Genomic DNA, 16,962 nt, shown 5'->3' with positions numbered 1-16,962 from the left:
CTTTGTTGCTGCTGTTCAAGCCTTTGGAGTCCCACTGCAATTACATTACTAAATTATTCCCTTTTTCCGGTACCCAGTAAACCCCTTCTTCAAAACTCACTTGCCGGCTGCCGCCTTCAAATATCACTTGTTCCAATCGTTCTTTTTCCTGTTCGGTTTGCTTGAATTCAATCTGGCAATTGGCCAGCAGCAGTTCGCCGCCTAATAACGTTTGCCATTTCTCACTGCTTGCTTCAACATCCCACACACCAAAAATGCATTTTTCAACTTTCATTTGTTCGTTTTCCGCTTGAATCGCTCCACTTTTCTTTAAGTTTTCAATTCTCGTTAAATCGTCTTCTTGCCATTCAATAAAAAACGGCGAGGGCAATTGATCGGAAACCGCTTCTTTAACAAAAAGCATTTTCCATTGAATCAGCTTGCCTTCTTGCGTCCGGCGTTCGGCATTCATGACGCCCGACGTTTTAAATCCTTCTCCTTTTAACCGGCTATCCACTTGGTCAATTGCATTGGTACGAAGGCAAATCGTTCCGAATCCTATTTTGTCATGAAGCAGCAAAGCCGTCAGCGGATGATTCGCTTGTTCCGCAATTTCTGGTTTTTCCAACGAGAGCCACTCCACATAACTGTTTTTCGAGTAAAACAATGCATTATGTGTTCCCCACTTTATATGTTGGCCGCCTAACACAGCTGGAAATCCGAGTTGGTTCCAGAAATCCATGGCTGCCTGCGGCGATTCTTTTGTAAAATGCACAATATGATCCAAATACATGTTTTCCCTCTCCCTTATACCAAAGTTCTTTATACCGTTCGCCATAACAGGAGCAGACTCCTTTAACGAATGTACTGTTGCCGGCATTCAAATGAAGTACAAACACCACATAAAGAAAAAAGGCTTCAATTTCCATTCGTCCACGGAAATTGAAGCCTTTTATTCGTTAAATTTACGCTTTCTCTTTAATCAGACGTTCTGTCTCATCAAACTCAGCCGTAATTTCTTTGTTTGGTTTGTAAGTAACTAAACTTACCACTACAGTAACGATCAAGCACAGGAAGAATCCTGGAATGATTTCGTAAACGCTGCCGATAAAGTTAGTCGTCGCAGTAGCGCCAGCATCTGTTGCCACCGTACCGATGGAATCCCAAATGATAACCGTTGCCGCACCAACCACCATACCTGCAAGAGCGCCCCAAGTTGTCAACTTTCTCCAGAACAAGGACAACAAGATAAGCGGTCCAAATGCAGCACCAAAACCGGCCCATGCATAAGCAACCAAATCCAAAATTGTTGCATTTTGTTCCCATGCCAACGCAGCGGCAATTAAGGAAATAACCAATACAGCCAAACGGCCAAGTGTTACATATTGTTTGTCCGTAGAAGCTTTTTTGAATGCAATTTTATACAAGTCTTCCACCAATGCTGATGACGTTACAATCAGCTGAGAAGAAATTGTGCTCATGATCGCTGCCAGAACAGCCGCTAACATGAATCCAGCAATCAATGGATGGAAGAAGATTTGCCCTAAAACGATAAAGACGCCTTCCGGATCTTCCAAAGTTGCACCCGGGTTTTGCTGGAAGTAAGCAAGCCCTACTAATGCTGTAGCAACTGCACCGCCCAAGCTTAAAATCATCCAGCTAATACCGATGCGGCGTGCTTGACGCACTTCTTTTAATGTACTAATAGCCATAAAACGGACGATGATATGCGGCTGGCCGAAGTAACCAAGGCCCCATGCAACTGCCGAAATAACGCCTACAAGTGATGCGCCAGTCGTGAAGTTTAAAAGTGCCGGATCCACTTCGCGGATGCTGGCAGCGGTTTCACTAAAGCCGCCTGTCACAAAAATACCGATAACCGGTACAGCGATCAAGGCTAAGAACATCATTAAGCCTTGCACGAAATCTGTATAACTTACAGCAAGGAAACCGCCAAATAGTGTATACGCAACCACAACTCCAGAAACAATCACTAAACCAAGATGGTAATCAAGGCCAAATGAGCTAACAAAAAACACTCCGCCCGCAACCATTCCGGAAGATACATAGAATGTAAAGAATACGAGAATAATAATTCCGGAAACCACACGCAATAATCGAGAAGTATCTTTCAAACGGTTTTCTAAAAAGCTCGGGATCGTAATTGAGTCTTTTGTGATAAATGAATACACGCGCAAGCGTGGAGCTACGAAGAACCAGTTTAAATAAGCTCCGATTGTTAAACCAATCGCAATCCAGGCTTCCACGAGACCGCTTACATAAATAGCACCCGGCAATCCCATCAATAACCATCCGGACATATCCGCAGCACCGGCACTCAATGCGCCAACAGCTGCTCCAAGTCCCCTTCCTCCAAGCATATAATCTGTTAAATTGGCTGTTTTTTTGAATGAATACCATCCGATAAACAGCATAGCCGCCATGTATATGGTCAAAGCTATAATTTGATAAACTGAATCTGTCATGTTTTTTCTCCCCCTCCGTTTTTTAGTGTAACAGGTTCTTTATCCATGTCTACAGGTATTTTTTGGTTTTATTCTTCTTTGGAAGGGGGAAAAGAAAAGCAAGGAGGCGATCATTGTGCCATGGAGCAACGAAAATTATCCGGACTCATTTAAAAATTTGAACACAGAGGTACGCGGCAAAGCGATCGAAATCGCAAATGCGCTTCTTCGGGATGGATATGAAGAAGGACGCGCCATTCCAATAGCACTCGATCGCGCACGCAAAAGCGTTCACGGAGATGAAGAACAGCCGATTTATGAAATCAAATCCCACGACGAAGGATGGCAGCTTAAGAAAAAAGACAGCAAAAAAGCGATTTTAATCGAAGAAACAAAAGAAGAGCTGATGGGCGAAGCCAAACGCTACGTCAATAAAAACAATGGTGAACTGCACATTTACACAGAAGACGGTACGTTGGAACAAACTTTATACAAAGAAAATTAAAAGCAAAAATCCCGCTGCACATGCAGCGGGATTTTACTTGAACCAACCTTTTTCTTTGAACCGCGAAATTGCTTCGATGCGGTTGCCGACTTCCAATTTATCCAGAATCGTCGAGATGTAATTGCGGACCGTTCCCGTCGTGATGTAGAGTTCGCTTGCGATCTCTTTCGTGTTTCTGCCGTCCGCCACGAGTTTCAGCACTTCTTGCTCTCTCTCCGTCAATGGATTGTCATCCCCATACGCTAAATCTACCAGTTCGGGGGCATAAATGCGTCTTCCTGCCATGATAGAGCGAATCGAAGCAGCTAAATCTTCACTTGGGCTGTCTTTCAATAAATAGCCGCTCACTCCCGCTTTTCGGGCACGTTCAAAATAGCCGGACCTTGCAAACGTCGTCAATATGATGATTTTGCACGGTTGGTCTTTTAATATTTCCGCAGCATCCAAACCGCTCTTCATCGGCATTTCGATGTCCATAATGCAAATATCCGGCTGCAGCTTCTCGACAAGCGAAATCGCTTCTTCCCCGTTTGCCGCTTTGCCGACCACTTCCATATCATCTTCCAAATCCAACAGTGAGCCAAGCGCTCCGAGCATCATGCGCTGATCTTCCGCTAAGACAATACGTATCATTACGTTTCCTCCTTTGTGCTATAAAGAATGACGTTGGGAACGCGAATGTTTAAAATCGTGCCTTCTCTTGTCTTGATGTCCAATATGCCATTAACAAACTCAAGCCGCTCCCGCATGCCGGCGAGCCCATTCCCTTGAATGTGGGTATGGCTTTCTGGCATCCCGATGCCGTCGTCTTGAACTTGGACAAGCACTTCTTCCGCCGTTTGTTTGACCAAAATGCTGCAGCGCGTCGCCTCGCTATGCTTCACTACGTTGGTAACTGCTTCTTTTAAACACATGCTCAGTACATTTTCCACGAGCAGCGGTGTGTTCGTAAGCTGGGCATTGCCATATAAAATAAAATCAATATCTGCCGCTTTTAATATTTGCTGAATGCGGATCAATTCATCTTGAAGCCTGGCCCCTCGCATATTCGAAACGAGCTCCCGAACTTCTTTTAGCGCCGTTCGGGCCGTTTGCCGAATATCGTTGATTTCTTCTACTGCAGTTTGCGGATCACGCAGCACCAATTTGCTGGCTAAATCGCTTTTCAGCCCAATGAGCGAAAGTTTTTGCCCAAGCGTATCGTGCAAATCTCTGGCGATGCGCTCCCGTTCTTCAATGATCATCAGCTGGGAAATTCGTTTATTGGCATCTTCCAGCTGGCCTTCAAGCTTTTCACGTTTGTTGCGGTTATACGTATTGAATGGCAATAGAATGACTCCAATAACTGTAAGCAGGACAAACGGAAATTGGGTCCTATATAGTTCCCCGTGTTCCATGATCCCAAAAATAATTGCAAGAATCGCTGTTCCGATATGGATCCCATAGACAATAAAAAATCCGACTTTGTTGCGGATATTTCCAATAAAAAATGCCAAGAACAACGAAAGATACACATAACCGAATAAAAACGTCATACCGATATTGATAGCCATTTTCACACTGATCCACACATAAACAAAACCAGTTTTGGAATTGAACGAAAGCCGGTACGCCAAGAAAAAGAGCCCTAGCGATAAAATTCCAATGGCAATTTCTGTAAGCGAAGAAGACCGGAAAATAAAAAAGAAAGGCAAAACGCAAAATGCCACCCATGCATACAGACTGAGCCATGGGTTTTTAGGGAAAATTTGATACCAATTTTGCATAGGCTCCTCCTTAGCATTCGATACTATATATAATTCATCATATCAAACTATTAAGAAAAGCGCAGTTGCCCTGTCTACCTAAAACAAGCAGTGGACAAATGTTCGAAATCGGCATAGAAAAAACCATTCAGCGAGGAATGGTTTTTTCTATGTTAGTTATTCAACTGCTGTATTTCGATCATTTAACAAGTGTTTGATGTCTTTAAATGTAACGAATGTTTTGTTTTTCGCATCGTATACTTTATAACGCAAAGACTTCAAGCTTGATTTGATAGTAATGGTTGTTGCTTGCTGAAGCGGTGGAGTCGATTCATGAGCTTTTTCCAAGTTGTAGTTTGGAACTCTTGGGCTCAAGTGATGGACGTGGTGGAAACCGATATTTCCAGTTACCCACTGAAGCACTTTTGGAAGTTTGTAGTACGAGCTTCCTTCTACTGCAGCTTTTACGTAATCCCATTCGCTCTCGTCTTCAAAATAGGAATCTTCGAAAGTATGTTGAACATAGAACAACCAAATTCCGAATGCCCCTGCTACAAACATTGTCGTTCCTTGAACAATGACAAATGCCTGCCAGCCGATGGCCCAAATTAAAAGCGAATAAATGGCCACTAGCAAGAAATTGATCAAGTAAGTGTTATTGCGTTCTTTTTTGCGTGCATCTTTTCGGTTGAAACGGCTTGATACCAAAACTAAGAACAATGGCCCGAACCCGAACATAACAAGCGGATTGCGGTACATGCGGTATTTGAACCGCTCCCATTTAGATGCTTCTACGTATTCTTCAATTGTCATAACCCAGATGTCGCCGACACCGCGTTTGTCTAAATTGCCGCTTGAAGCATGGTGGATCGAGTGTTCACGTTTCCACTTTTCGTAAGCGAACAACGTCATAACTCCAGTTATAGTTCCTACTACAGCATTTGCTTTTTTATTTTTAAAGAATGATCCGTGTGTGCAGTCATGGAAGATGATAAACGTCCGAATAACAAACCCTGCTGCTACAATTGAACAAGCGATTGTTAACCAAATCGATACATCTAGTGCCTGATAAGCTAAGAACCAAAATAATATGAACGGTGGAATGGTGTTAATTAATTGTCTGACACTTGCTTTTACATCTGCTTTTTCAAAAGGCGCGACAAATTTACGTAGTTGTGCTGTTTTTTCTCTGCTCATGTCTTCCTCCTTAAACGAGCTTTTCTGCCCGAATAACTTCTTACCCTTATAATAAAGAGAAAAAGACGGCCAAAAAAGACATAAACGTCTAGTTTAGACATGACAGTTGTCATATCTTTTAGCATTTCCAGCTTTTTATTTTAATGAATTCGGGTATACTGTAAGAAATCAGAAAATTCGAAAGAGGAGTGAACAGCATGACAGGGCTGATAGCCGTCATAATGATATTTTCCATACCGCTCGCTGGCATCATCACCTCCCATTTACAGACGCAAACCAAACTGAAAACCAAAAGGATTGAAAGCGAACTGGAACTTGAGAGATTAAAGCACGAAAACTTTGTCATCGAAACCCAAAAGATGCGGCTGGAACTCGAACAAATGAAACTGGAAGATGCTAAAAGAGAACACGATCTGCTCCTTAAATAGAACGAGTTTAAATAAAAAAACAGGATGGCGAAAACTGTGAACTTCAACTGCACAGCTTCCGCCACCCTGTTTTTCATTAGGCAAACACGCTTTTTTCAATTTGTTTCAAACCGTAAAAATACCCTTTCTTCGCCATAAGCGTATCGTAAGAACCCGCTTCGACAATACGCCCTTGTTCCATCACAAGAATCTGGTCCATTTGTTCAAGACCAGACAAGTCATGGCTAATGACAACAAACGTATCGCTTTGGCCTTGTTCAAAAAGGCGGGCATAAACCGCACGGGCAGTAATGCTATCCAAAGAAGAAACAGGCTCATCGAGCAGCCAGACTGTCCCGCCTTTTAGCATAGCGCGGGCAATCGCAAGCCGCTGCTTTTCGCCGCCCGATAAATTCCGTCCTTTTTCTTCAACTTTCGCAGCCAACGAAAACGCACTCAGTTCCACTGTGTTTAAAACATCCATCATCTGCTCGTCACTCGCTGATTCATTGGCTAAAAGCAAATTGCTTCGGATAGTGCCAAAAAAGAAATGGTTTTCCTGCAGCACAGCGTTTAACTGCTTCCACAATTTTTCTTTGTCCAATTGTTCAATTGAAGTTTCGCCAATATGCAGCGAGCCGCTGCTTGGCTGAAGAATCGCAAGCAGCACTTGCATGAGCGTTGATTTCCCGGAGCCGCTTGGGCCAACAATCGCCGTTTTGGACCCTGGCATTAATCGAAAAGACACATCGGCCAGTGCCGGGCGTTCTTCATCTGGATAAATGAAGGAAAGCCCTTCCGCGATTATTGGAGGCACAGCTGTTGAAACCGATTTTGTTCCGCCTCTTTGCTGCGGTTCAGCAACTACTGAATCCAATCGTTTTGCCGCTTTTCGGCTTTCTTCAAAATAAGCGGGGAATGCTGCCATTGGCGTTACGTTTTCAAACAAGCCGATTGACAGCATGACTAGCATCGCCAAATACAATCCATCCAATTCGCCTGTTGCCACAAAATAGGCGCCAAGCCCAAGAACTAACCAAGAAACGAGTAGCGCGGCAAAAGCATTTACGGACTGGCTGTAGTTTTCTCCAAGCCCTGCCTTTTTTTGATCGGCTAAATACGTATCGGCCAACCGCTCAAGCTGCTGTTCTTTTTGTTCCAATTGCCGGTAAATTTTCAGTTCCCGGAAACCGTATAAAAATTCGGTCGCTTCCGTCGAAAAAATAGCCCGGCTTTCGCGCACCTTGGAGCCCATGCGTTGTTTTCGCAAGGCAAAAAAGGCCGGAATGAAAATGACCGTCAACACAAAGCCTGCAAACAGAACGAGTGCCAAGTAAATGGAAAAGAACGACGTGAAAAAGATCGTGCTCAGAAAAACGAGCGCCAAAACAACCGGCGGGTAAAACACGCGCAGCAAAAAGTTTTGAAGGCTTTCGACATCTCCAATGATGCGCGCCAGCAAATCGCCGCTTCTGTAGCGTTGGAACAGTCCAGGCGCCCGCGGAGACAGCTTTTCAAAAAAGGATACGCGCAAATTGCTGAGCATCGTAAACGTCGCCCGGTGAGAATACAATCTTTCCATATAACGGCTAATTGCGGAAACAAATCCAAACAATTTCAAACAAGCGCCCATGACCACAAGCGTCGTGATTTGATTGGTCAAAGAAGCTTTTGAAATCAAATAACCGCTCGAAGCAAGCAATGCCACACCGGCAAGGCCTGCGATAAAACCGAAGAAAATGGCAAGCGCTACATCTTTTTTCTCGACAAGCGTTAGTTTCAAGATGGATTTCAATTCACTCATCCTCTAACTCCTCCTTGCTGCACCGCAAGCATTTCACGATATGGGCCATGGCTTTCGATCAATTCCTCATGTCCACCGACAGCCGACAGCCGGCCTTCTGCCAGAAAGAAAATAAGATCCGACTGGCTGATGGTATGCAAACGGTGCGCCACAGTAAGGACGGTCGCCGTTTTCCCAAGTTCCGCTATCGACTGCTGCAAAATCTGTTCCGTCCGCAAATCGAGCCCGGTCGTCGGTTCGTCGAATAAAATCAGCGACGGCCTTTTCAAAAAGGCACGGGCCAAAGCGATCCGCTGCTTTTCTCCGCCCGATAACCCGCGGCCTGCTTCACCGATCGGCGTATCAAAGCCATTTTTGAGCGAGCGGACCAATTCTCCAATCCCCGCTTTTTCCGCTGCTTCGATCACTTCTTCATTTGTGGTTTCCCGGCTGGCGCCAATAACGATGTTTTCTTTGATCGTGCCAGAGAAAAGGTATGGATTCTGAGAGATGTAACTTAATTGATCAAACCACGATGCTTCGCTGATTTGTTCAAGCGGGGTGCCATTGGCTTTTATATGGCCTTCCGAAGGAGGCAACAACCCAGCAATCATATGCAGAAGCGTAGTCTTCCCGGATCCGCTTTTCCCGATAATCGCCACTTTGCTGTAAGGCGGAATTTCAACATTTACCGGATTCAAGGCAAATCCTTCATGATACTGAAACGCTGCTTGCTCTAATGTGAGATGCGGCGGTTCAGATGCCAGAATTTTTTCGCCCCACTTAACCGGCTGTTGTTCTTTTGAAAGTTCTTCGGATACTAGCTTCGCAGCCGATACGCTGCCGCGCGCTGTATGGAACGCACTTCCGAAATCTTTTAACAGGTTAAAAAAGTCCGGCACTAGAATCATTACGAAAAATGCCGTAAAGAATGTAATGTTTTGGAAAACGACAAGGCGCAAGCCAATTTCGAGCGCAATGATGCCAATGCCAAGCATGGAAATATACTCAAGCGTCAACGACGACAAAAACGCCGATTTTAACACGGCCATGGTCGCATCCCGAAACGACAGACTGCTTTTTTCAATCACTTTTTTTTGCTTGTCGGCTTGGCCAAATAAATGAAGCGTCGTCAGCCCTTGCAAAACATCCAAGAACGTTCCGGAAAACTGACCCAGCTGCTCCATTTTTTCATCTGCTTTTTCTTTTGTCCGTTTGCCGACGATGGCCATGAAAACCGGGATAAACGGTGCCGTGATCAAGATAATAACGGCCGTTGTCCAGTGCAGGTAGAAAATAACGCCGAGAATCATCAACGGAATGGTGTAGCTTTGCATCATTTGAGGAATGTATTTGCTGAAAAAGCCATCAACTTCATCAACCGCATCCAAAAGCAAGCTTACTTTCTGGCCCGATTGGCCATGCACTGACGCTTGAAGCGGATTCTCAGCGAAATTTTTGATTAATTTTTTTCGTAATTCGCCTTTTACTATTGCGGCGAGGTGGACACCTATTCTGCCAATGGCATAGCCGCTGCTTGCGCGCAGGATGATCGCCGCCAAAAGGCCACCTAAAAGTGGAAGGACATCTTCAAAAGGCCGGTTTTTCAGAAAAACGCTGTCTGCTATCCAGACAAAAAACAACGCTTGCCAAATGATTGCTAAGCCTTTTAAAACAGAAGCCGCCACTAAAAATGCGATGATATTTTTTCGTTCATACGCCATTTTTTTCAACTCGATCATGCCATTCTCCCCTTTGCTGATCATGCCTCCATTATAAAGCATCCGCAGTAAAAATCCGTTGGCGCCGCCCTGTTCTGGATCAGTTTGCCAGACGTTTGTTACAGCTTTGTTCACATTTTGCACCGCACCTTTGCGGGACTAAAATGAAATCAAAAAGCCCCATGAGCTAATTGCTCACAGGGCCTATGGTTACCAAAACTTCGATTTTTCATTTTGGGCAAGTTGAATCGCAGATCGAATCAACGAAATGTCTTTTTCAATCTCTTGCTTTAATGACCGATTGACACATTTCCGGTATTCACAGTTTAGTTTATGGAGTTCGGACTCGAACATAACTCGTTCTTCTTCTGTTACCACTGTGGTCACCTCAAAGAATCGTAGTTTTAAAGACTCACTCTTTTGTACCTATGTTATTGGTCATTATAGCAGTTATTTTTCGAAATATCCAGAACAGTAGAACATTTATCACAGAAAAAGCAATAAAATCGAATAGCCAGCCAATCCAAGGCAAAAAGCCCCGAAGCTGCTTTCACGTTCTTCCGGCAATTCTTCTTTCAAAACGTTCAAGACAATGCCGCCTGCCAGCAAAGCGACAGCAATCGAAACAATCAGTTTGTTTACTTCTGTGAACATGCCGACCAGCCAACCAATGAAAATCGCAGCGGCCAGCAGCCACCTTCCGTATTTATCGTAATCTTCTTGGTGGGTAGCCCGCAGCCCTTTGTCATTTGTAATAAAATGGACGCCCATGGCCACAAAGAAAAAGACGATTCCCCACTCTCCTTCATAATCTTCCCGTATGAGGAGGTAGCCGATCAAGGCGTTGTACAAAGCAAACGAGCCAATGTGGACCCAAAACACTCCTGTTGGCGTATTCGCGCTTTCCATTTTCGAATTCCTTCGTCTTGATGATTTCACCATTTGCTCCAACCCGTAGAAAATGGCCAATCCAAGCATGGCGATCAAATAAATGTGGTTTTCCAAAAAACTCCACGACTCATTTTCGAGCGCACCATGGATTTCATCCTGATACTTAGCCAAATCTGGCAATAAATGCAGGAATACATAGGCAACGGAAATCCCTCCGCCGACTGACAATAGACGGCTTCTTGGCACTGCTTTTAAAAATTTCATTTGCTTTGAAAAAATATGAATAAGAATAAATCCGATAATAAAAATAAACCCAAGCCATTCAAACATGAGAAATCTTCCTTTCTATAAACAATCTTGCAAGACAAAGCATAAAAACAGGCGAGGAACTTTCCGCTCACCTGTTTTTATGAAAAAGCGCCTTTATTGGCTTTGGCCGGCTTTCAACCAACCAGCCACTTGCAGTGTGTTACGCGCTTGTAATTTAACTGCGTCTTCGACATCTTCCACCATTTTCCCTTCTTGGTTCACCGTTACACTTGTGCCATATGGATTTCCACCAGCTTTGAACAACGCCGCTTCCCGGTATCCCGGAGCCGCGACGATTGCCCCCCAGTGGAACATCGTCGTATAAATAGCCAAAATAGTCGCTTCCTGGCCACCGTGCGGGTTTTGGGCAGATGACATGGCACTAACGACTTTATTCGCTAGTTTGCCTTGCGCCCAGAGGCCTCCCGTTACATCCAAAAATTGCTGAGCTTGGGAAGAGACATGCCCGTAGCGGGTTGGAAAACTGAAAATAATCGCATCCGCCCAGTCCAGCAAAGCCGGTTCAGCCACCGGCACATCTGCCGTTGCATCCACGTGAGCTTGCCATAAAGGGTTAGAAGCAATGGCTTGCGGTGGTGCATTTTCTCGTACTTTCGCCAATCTCACTTCTGCACCAGCCTCTGTCGCAGCTTCCTCCGCCCATTTAGCCATTTGGTAATTGGTCCCGGTTGAACTGTAGTAAATAATCGCCAACTTAACGTTTTCCATTAAAAGCCCACTCCTTTTAACTGTAGAATCCGTGACAGTCAACAAAGCCCGAAAAATATCCTAGTTTAAAGATTTTTTGCTTATACTCATCTTTCCCCGAAGCTCGATTTTATTAAACAATAAAAGTGGAAACTTTCTGTTTTCGATTGAATGCCTGTGTTATAGTCGATTTACAAAAGGAGGCTGGATGGAATGGAAATTGGGTATGTTACGCTTAGCCTAGTGCTTGCCGGCTTTGTTTATGCCACCTTTATGCAAATTAAAGACTACAACAACGTAAGAGCTGCCGTTAAACCGACGAACTTCTATAACAAGAGAATTCTTTACGGCAATGTTTTGTTAACATTTGCTTATATCGGCTTTACTTTGTCAATGGGCTGGAACGTTTTAAACGGTTCCTCTAGTTTGTGGTTAGTTTTTCTTGCGCTGCTGGTCATCAGCAAATTTCTAATCATCCCAAAAGATTCCACGCCTCGCCTAAAGAGCTCGTTTCACCAACATTAAAAAGCGCCTTTTAAGGGCGCTTTTTAATGTTGTATTTTTTTCGTGTTATACCTTTGTTCTTCAAACGGCTGCACTTTATCCAGCCATTTTTCTTCAAGCCGCTCTAATTCTTTCTTCAAGTTAAACAGCGGATCGTTTTGTTCTTTCACTTCTTCCAGCACGTTGACCTCGAACACACCTGCTCCTTGCGCTGTCCAATCCTTTTGCAATTCCTTATTGGTGTGGCTGCCGTTTTCAAGCATAAACTTCACGCCATTCAAGGTCTTTAAATTGCTCGTACTGCCGATAAAGCGTTTGCCGTTTTTGGTATTTTTGATTTCGTAAACGCCCGCTTTAACAGCCGTTTCTTTGTATTGCATTTTCAATTCTTTTTTTCGGTCCATCTTTTCTCCACGCCTTTTCTATTGTTAATTTTCCAGCCAATATTCGCTGCCATCGGCTTTGCGGCTTAAAAATCCATATTCGACCAAGTAGCGCCTCACCACTACATAGTCGGGAGCAACCGCTTCAATAATGGCATTCACTTGTTTTTCGCTATAGCGCTTGCCCATTTCAAACCGGCGGCTAATTTCTTTGATAGCAATCAGCCGCTGCTTTTCTTTTGGGGGAAATTTCTTCAGTCTGCCATCTGCAAACAACTTGGCAAGAATTTCCGCTTCTTCTTCCGGTGTCACGTTATACCGCTCGTCGACCATGGCAGCTGTTTTATGGACCGCCACAAACTCCGGGGCATGGGCATCTTTTTCTTTTAATAATTCCATCGCCGCTAAAAACACTTTCGCTTGCCGTTCTTTTTCCTTTAAGACAAAACGATGGTTACGGATCGTGGAAGCCGAGCCGATGTCCAATTCTTTTTGAATATCCGCATCGCTTTTTCCTTGGTAAAACAGCTGAAGCAAGCGATTTTGATGTTCGGTCAATCCCGTCAGTTTTTTATCAAGCCCCATTAAATACTCAAAAACTGAACCATGCATTTGTTTAATATGAATCTTCATAAAACGCTGCGCATCAACGAGCCGGTCCTCTGCTGGATAAATGACGCCTTTCTCCACCTTCTCGCCACATAGCAGACACTGATACTCTTCTTTTTCTTCAACAAATCCTTCTTTCAAACTGTCCAGCGAAGTTTCCCAAAAGCTAGAAGAAATCCCCAAATTCAATCAACCTTTATAATTGTTTAGTATATAACAAACATAACATCATTATGTTTGTTATTTTACAAATGCCGAAAAACTCCGCATCTAGAGATGCGGAGTTTTTCGGCTTTATTTGTTTATACTTCTGCTTTTTGGCTTAGTTCGATCGACAGTTCGCGCAGCTTGAATTTCTGGATTTTTCCGGAAGCTGTCATCGGGTATTCTTTTGTGAATTCAATATAGCGCGGAATTTTGTGGCGGGAGATTTTGCCGCTGCAGTAACTGCGCAGCTCTTCCGCATTCAGCGATTGTCCGTCTTTTAAAATGACCCAAGCCATCAGCTCTTCCCCGTATTTCGGATCTGGCACGCCTACGACTTGCACGTCTTGGACCGCCGGGTGGCTGTACAAAAATTCTTCGATTTCACGCGGGTAGATGTTTTCGCCGCCGCGGATGACCATGTCTTTGATGCGGCCGGTAATGGCGATATAGCCGTCTTCGTCTTCAATTGCGATATCGCCTGTATGAAGCCAGCCCTCTTCATCAATTGCATTTCTCGTCGCTTCTTCATTTTTATAATAGCCCTTCATGATATGGTAGCCTCTTGTGCAAAGTTCACCTGGAATTCCAGTAGCTACCGTTTCATTTGTTGCCGGGTCAACAATTTTTACCTCGACTTCCGCATGTGGTTGTCCGACAGTTGCCACACGTTTTTCGATGGCATCATCTGAACGGGTTTGCGTAATCACTGGAGACGATTCGGTTTGTCCGTAAGCAATGGTAATTTCCGATGCCCCCATATCGCTGATGACTTTTTTCATCACTTCAATCGGGCAAGGCGATCCGGCCATAATGCCCGTCCGCAGCGTCGATGTATCAAATGAAGCAAAGTCGGGATGGTTCAGCTCCGCGATGAACATCGTCGGGACGCCGTGCAGCGCTGTGCATTTTTCGTCTTCGACCATTTGCAAGACGCGTTTAGGATCAAACTGTTCCGCGATGACCATCGTTGTGGAATGCGTCACAGCCGCCATTGTTCCAAGCACACAGCCGAAGCAATGGAAAAACGGCACCGGAATGCACAGACGGTCGTTCTCGGTTAAATTCATCGTGTCGCCTACCAATTTCCCGTTGTTGACGACATTCAGGTGCGTCAGCATCACGCCTTTGGGAAAACCCGTAGTGCCTGAGGTGTATTGGATATTGATGACGTCGTCCGGATCCATCGAAGCAAACCGGTCTTCCAGCTGCGCATCCGAGACGTTTTCTGCAAACGCTTCCAATTCACTCCATTTAAAAATACCCGGATAACTCGTCTCCCCCATTAAAATCACGCGTTTGAAATGCGGAAGCCGTCCGCTTTGAATCGCTCCTTTCTCAGCTGTTTTTAATTCCGGACAGACGGTATTCAAAATGTCTATATAGCTCGTGCCTTTGAATTCTTCTCCAAGTATGAGCGTGGTCGCATCTGATTGGCTCAGTAAATACTCGAGTTCGCTTGACTGGTAATTGGTGTTCACCGTTACAAGCACTGCGCCCATTTTGCCCGTAGCATATTGACTCAACAGCCATTCGCGTTTATTGTCCGACCAGATGGCGACGTGTTCGCCTTTTTCAATGCCCATTCCGATAAACGCTTTTGCCAGAAGATCCGTTTCTTCGTCAAATTCTTTATACGTTTTGCGGATGCCGCGCTCCGGATAGACGTATGCTTCCGTATCGGGATGTTTAGCCGCTTGTTCGCGTACGATTTGCCCCACTGTCTTTTGTAAAATTGCCATCATCATACCCCCATGTTTGTAGCCGTTAATATCATTTCTATATTATCACAAAATTTCGACTAAAGTGAAGAGCAAGCCCGGTTTCATTAGAACCTCTAACCGCACTTTCAGCGGCAATCGTGCTAAACTAAAGGTATTATGGAAGACGAAAGGATCTGCAATGGACTTACAAATGATGCATACTCAACTCATCGAACGCTTCGAACGGCACGAACTGGTGTCAGCGACGATCAGCCAGCCCCGATTAAAATCACAGGAAGTAAAACGCATAAAACTAAAACCTGTCACAATAAAAAATGATTACCGCATCCAATTTGAATACCAACACGAGCATGTTTTGAAGCATGAAAACTTGAGCGTAGAAGAAGCAGCTGTGAAATTGGAAACTATTTTCGCTGATTTCCGCCAAGCTTTGTTCCTTTTCACCGAAGAAAAAATTCAAATTCAGCTTTCGAAGAAATTTAAAGTTTCATGGAAAGCTGATAGAACCGAAGCCAAAGCTGCCGAGCTGTCGCATAACCGCAAAAAGCAATATTTACTGGAAGACGGCATTCCCTATCCATTTTTGGTGCGCCTCGGCGTCCAAAGCCCGGATGGCAAAGTGAAAAAGCAAAAATACGACAAGTTCCGGCAGATCAACCGGTTTATTGAATTTATCGATGATGCGCTCGAGCATTTGCCAAAAGACCGCACTGTCCGCATACTCGATTTCGGTTCCGGAAAATCGTATTTGACCTTTGCCCTCTACCATTATTTGCGTGAGGAAAAAGGATTGGATTTGCGCGTCACTGGCCTCGACTTGAAAAAAGAAGTAATTGAAGAATGCCAGGAGATCGCAAAAGACTTGCAGTACGACCAGCTGGAATTTCTCGTCGGTGACATCAATGACTACAACGAAGAATCGGCAGTCGACATGGTCGTCACGCTCCATGCATGCGACACTGCAACCGACATGGCGCTTTCCCGGGCAGTCAAATGGAAGGCCAGCGTCATCTTGAGCGTCCCCTGTTGCCAGCATGAACTGAACAGCCAAATTGCGGCTCCCGAAATGGGGCTGATGCTGCAGCATGGCTTGATCAAAGAGCGCTTCAGCGCACTTGCGACCGATTCCATCCGCGCCGAACTTTTATCGCTCGTCGGCTACGAAACGCAGCTGATGGAATTTATCGACCTTGAAAACACACCGAAAAACATTTTGATCCGTGCGTATAAAACCGAAAAAAAACCAGCAGCCGGCCAATTTGAGCGCTATAACGCGTTCACGCAACTACTGGCTGCCAAACCGTTTCTTGAAAATGAATTGAAGCACTTATTGCCAAACCCAGTTTCTTCTTGAAATGAGCAAAGCCCGCAAGCAATTTGCGGGCTTTTTCATGTTCTTTACGGCTGGTTGGAATTTGGTTTTTCTTCTTGATGTTCTTTAATCGACTCGTCGATATAAGTTTTTACGGGTTCCAGCGTCAACTCGATGCCGCTCGATTCCAAGTACTTTTCGAAATAATACAGCATGGTTTCTTCCACCATGTCCGATTGCAGCGTGAGCGCGTTCGTAATGTACAAAATGCCTTCTCTCGTAGCCATCGGTGCTTCAAGCCCTTCTTTTTCACGCGCTTCTACGTTGTCGATTCCCAGAACGAGCCCTTGTTCAACCAATTCATCCATCGCCCGGTCGTAGCGTTCCTTGCCGATTTCATCCGACAAGCGCCGATTTAACGCCTTCACTTCATCTATCGTTGCTCCCCGATAAAATTGCACATAATAGGCCATTAAAATTTGTTCCTTTTCCTGAAACACTGCCATGGTCATCCCT

General features: G+C 44.7%; 18 protein-coding genes. 4 read left to right on the top strand and 14 right to left on the bottom strand.

What is annotated here, in order from left to right:
- Window positions 1-40: 40 nt before the first annotated feature.
- On the bottom strand, window positions 41-772 hold the full coding sequence (locus tag ACRRQV_RS12965) for a VOC family protein (protein ID WP_432531520.1): 732 nt from the start codon (window positions 770-772) through the stop codon (window positions 41-43).
- Window positions 773-944: 172 nt separating this feature from the next.
- Entirely contained in the window at window positions 945-2,465 is a 1,521-nt protein-coding gene (gene putP, locus ACRRQV_RS12960) for a sodium/proline symporter PutP (protein WP_432531518.1), read from the bottom strand.
- Between the two features lie 115 nt (window positions 2,466-2,580).
- On the opposite strand from putP, the gene ACRRQV_RS12955 reads away from it, so the two are divergent.
- Window positions 2,581-2,949, top strand: a complete 369-nt coding sequence (locus ACRRQV_RS12955; protein WP_432531516.1) for a DUF2188 domain-containing protein — start codon at window positions 2,581-2,583, stop codon at window positions 2,947-2,949.
- 33 nt (window positions 2,950-2,982) lie between these two features.
- Here the strand turns inward: ACRRQV_RS12955 and ACRRQV_RS12950 are convergent, their stop codons facing one another.
- From ACRRQV_RS12950 to ACRRQV_RS12940, 3 genes are all read right to left on the bottom strand, one after another.
- On the bottom strand, window positions 2,983-3,582 hold the full coding sequence (locus tag ACRRQV_RS12950; RefSeq protein ID WP_432531514.1) for a response regulator: 600 nt from the start codon (window positions 3,580-3,582) through the stop codon (window positions 2,983-2,985).
- Window positions 3,582-4,715, bottom strand: coding sequence for a sensor histidine kinase (locus ACRRQV_RS12945; protein WP_432531512.1), 1,134 nt, complete (start codon window positions 4,713-4,715; stop codon window positions 3,582-3,584). The genes ACRRQV_RS12950 and ACRRQV_RS12945 overlap by 1 nt, the downstream gene beginning before the upstream one ends.
- A gap of 156 nt (window positions 4,716-4,871) precedes the next feature.
- A complete protein-coding gene (locus ACRRQV_RS12940; RefSeq protein ID WP_432531510.1) occupies window positions 4,872-5,891 on the bottom strand; it encodes a fatty acid desaturase in 1,020 nt (339 codons plus the stop codon).
- 197 nt (window positions 5,892-6,088) lie between these two features.
- Here ACRRQV_RS12940 and ACRRQV_RS12935 point away from each other — a divergent pair, with 197 nt between their 5' ends.
- On the top strand, window positions 6,089-6,319 hold the full coding sequence (locus ACRRQV_RS12935) for a hypothetical protein (protein WP_432531508.1): 231 nt from the start codon (window positions 6,089-6,091) through the stop codon (window positions 6,317-6,319).
- Between the two features lie 76 nt (window positions 6,320-6,395).
- On the opposite strand, the gene cydC is transcribed toward ACRRQV_RS12935, so the two are convergent.
- From cydC to wrbA, 5 genes are all read right to left on the bottom strand, one after another.
- Entirely contained in the window at window positions 6,396-8,102 is a 1,707-nt protein-coding gene (gene cydC, locus ACRRQV_RS12930; protein WP_432531506.1) for a thiol reductant ABC exporter subunit CydC, read from the bottom strand.
- Window positions 8,099-9,823: a thiol reductant ABC exporter subunit CydD gene (cydD, locus tag ACRRQV_RS12925; protein ID WP_432531718.1), complete on the bottom strand. Its 1,725-nt coding sequence runs from the start codon at window positions 9,821-9,823 to the stop codon at window positions 8,099-8,101. Before cydD ends, cydC begins: the two co-directional genes overlap by 4 nt.
- A gap of 189 nt (window positions 9,824-10,012) precedes the next feature.
- Window positions 10,013-10,189, bottom strand: coding sequence for a hypothetical protein (locus ACRRQV_RS12920; RefSeq protein WP_432531504.1), 177 nt, complete (start codon window positions 10,187-10,189; stop codon window positions 10,013-10,015).
- Between the two features lie 99 nt (window positions 10,190-10,288).
- A complete protein-coding gene (locus ACRRQV_RS12915; protein WP_432531502.1) occupies window positions 10,289-11,023 on the bottom strand; it encodes a hypothetical protein in 735 nt (244 codons plus the stop codon).
- A 93-nt stretch (window positions 11,024-11,116) separates the two neighbouring features.
- Window positions 11,117-11,731 (bottom strand): NAD(P)H:quinone oxidoreductase, encoded by a 615-nt coding sequence (gene wrbA / locus ACRRQV_RS12910; protein WP_432531500.1) that lies wholly within the window; start codon window positions 11,729-11,731, stop codon window positions 11,117-11,119.
- Window positions 11,732-11,923: 192 nt separating this feature from the next.
- On the opposite strand from wrbA, the gene ACRRQV_RS12905 reads away from it, so the two are divergent.
- Window positions 11,924-12,235 carry a hypothetical protein gene (locus ACRRQV_RS12905; RefSeq protein WP_432531498.1) on the top strand — a complete coding sequence of 104 codons (312 nt, stop codon included), beginning with the start codon at window positions 11,924-11,926 and terminating at the stop codon, window positions 12,233-12,235.
- A gap of 23 nt (window positions 12,236-12,258) precedes the next feature.
- On the opposite strand, the gene ACRRQV_RS12900 is transcribed toward ACRRQV_RS12905, so the two are convergent.
- The 3 genes from ACRRQV_RS12900 to ACRRQV_RS12890 all read right to left on the bottom strand — a co-directional run bounded on the left by ACRRQV_RS12900 (window position 12,259) and on the right by ACRRQV_RS12890 (window position 15,152).
- Entirely contained in the window at window positions 12,259-12,618 is a 360-nt protein-coding gene (locus tag ACRRQV_RS12900) for a GIY-YIG nuclease family protein (RefSeq protein ID WP_432531496.1), read from the bottom strand.
- 24 nt (window positions 12,619-12,642) lie between these two features.
- A complete protein-coding gene (locus tag ACRRQV_RS12895; protein WP_432531494.1) occupies window positions 12,643-13,389 on the bottom strand; it encodes a DUF2087 domain-containing protein in 747 nt (248 codons plus the stop codon).
- A 119-nt stretch (window positions 13,390-13,508) separates the two neighbouring features.
- Window positions 13,509-15,152: an AMP-binding protein gene (locus tag ACRRQV_RS12890; protein ID WP_432531492.1), complete on the bottom strand. Its 1,644-nt coding sequence runs from the start codon at window positions 15,150-15,152 to the stop codon at window positions 13,509-13,511.
- 160 nt (window positions 15,153-15,312) lie between these two features.
- On the opposite strand from ACRRQV_RS12890, the gene ACRRQV_RS12885 reads away from it, so the two are divergent.
- The gene (locus tag ACRRQV_RS12885) at window positions 15,313-16,488 is read left to right on the top strand and encodes a class I SAM-dependent methyltransferase (protein ID WP_432531490.1); all 1,176 of its coding nucleotides are present in this window, start codon (window positions 15,313-15,315) and stop codon (window positions 16,486-16,488) included.
- Between the two features lie 44 nt (window positions 16,489-16,532).
- Here the strand turns inward: ACRRQV_RS12885 and ACRRQV_RS12880 are convergent, their stop codons facing one another.
- A complete protein-coding gene (locus tag ACRRQV_RS12880; protein WP_432531488.1) occupies window positions 16,533-16,952 on the bottom strand; it encodes a hypothetical protein in 420 nt (139 codons plus the stop codon).
- Between the last annotated feature and the right edge of the window lie 10 nt (window positions 16,953-16,962).

The organism is Planococcus sp. YIM B11945 (assembly GCF_050864155.1).
In the GTDB taxonomy this organism is placed as follows: domain Bacteria; phylum Bacillota; class Bacilli; order Bacillales_A; family Planococcaceae; genus Planococcus.
The sequence above is the reverse complement of the archived record's forward strand: the minus strand, read 5'-3'. Positions and strand labels throughout refer to the sequence as shown.

What these genes read in the sequence shown, in the direction of transcription:
- ACRRQV_RS12965 (WP_432531520.1), bottom strand. Translation starts at nt 772, where the DNA reads ATGTATTTGGATCATATTGTGCATTTTACAAAAGAATCGCCGCAGGCA.
- putP (WP_432531518.1), bottom strand. Translation starts at nt 2,465, where the DNA reads ATGACAGATTCAGTTTATCAAATTATAGCTTTGACCATATACATGGCG.
- ACRRQV_RS12950 (WP_432531514.1), bottom strand. Translation starts at nt 3,582, where the DNA reads ATGATACGTATTGTCTTAGCGGAAGATCAGCGCATGATGCTCGGAGCG.
- ACRRQV_RS12945 (WP_432531512.1), bottom strand. Translation starts at nt 4,715, where the DNA reads ATGCAAAATTGGTATCAAATTTTCCCTAAAAACCCATGGCTCAGTCTG.
- ACRRQV_RS12940 (WP_432531510.1), bottom strand. Translation starts at nt 5,891, where the DNA reads ATGAGCAGAGAAAAAACAGCACAACTACGTAAATTTGTCGCGCCTTTT.
- ACRRQV_RS12935 (WP_432531508.1), top strand. Translation starts at nt 6,089, where the DNA reads ATGACAGGGCTGATAGCCGTCATAATGATATTTTCCATACCGCTCGCT.
- cydC (WP_432531506.1), bottom strand. Translation starts at nt 8,102, where the DNA reads ATGAGTGAATTGAAATCCATCTTGAAACTAACGCTTGTCGAGAAAAAA.
- cydD (WP_432531718.1), bottom strand. Translation starts at nt 9,823, where the DNA reads ATGATCGAGTTGAAAAAAATGGCGTATGAACGAAAAAATATCATCGCA.
- ACRRQV_RS12915 (WP_432531502.1), bottom strand. Translation starts at nt 11,023, where the DNA reads ATGTTTGAATGGCTTGGGTTTATTTTTATTATCGGATTTATTCTTATT.
- wrbA (WP_432531500.1), bottom strand. Translation starts at nt 11,731, where the DNA reads ATGGAAAACGTTAAGTTGGCGATTATTTACTACAGTTCAACCGGGACC.
- ACRRQV_RS12905 (WP_432531498.1), top strand. Translation starts at nt 11,924, where the DNA reads ATGGAAATTGGGTATGTTACGCTTAGCCTAGTGCTTGCCGGCTTTGTT.
- ACRRQV_RS12900 (WP_432531496.1), bottom strand. Translation starts at nt 12,618, where the DNA reads ATGGACCGAAAAAAAGAATTGAAAATGCAATACAAAGAAACGGCTGTT.
- ACRRQV_RS12890 (WP_432531492.1), bottom strand. Translation starts at nt 15,152, where the DNA reads ATGGCAATTTTACAAAAGACAGTGGGGCAAATCGTACGCGAACAAGCG.
- ACRRQV_RS12885 (WP_432531490.1), top strand. Translation starts at nt 15,313, where the DNA reads ATGGACTTACAAATGATGCATACTCAACTCATCGAACGCTTCGAACGG.
- ACRRQV_RS12880 (WP_432531488.1), bottom strand. Translation starts at nt 16,952, where the DNA reads ATGGCAGTGTTTCAGGAAAAGGAACAAATTTTAATGGCCTATTATGTG.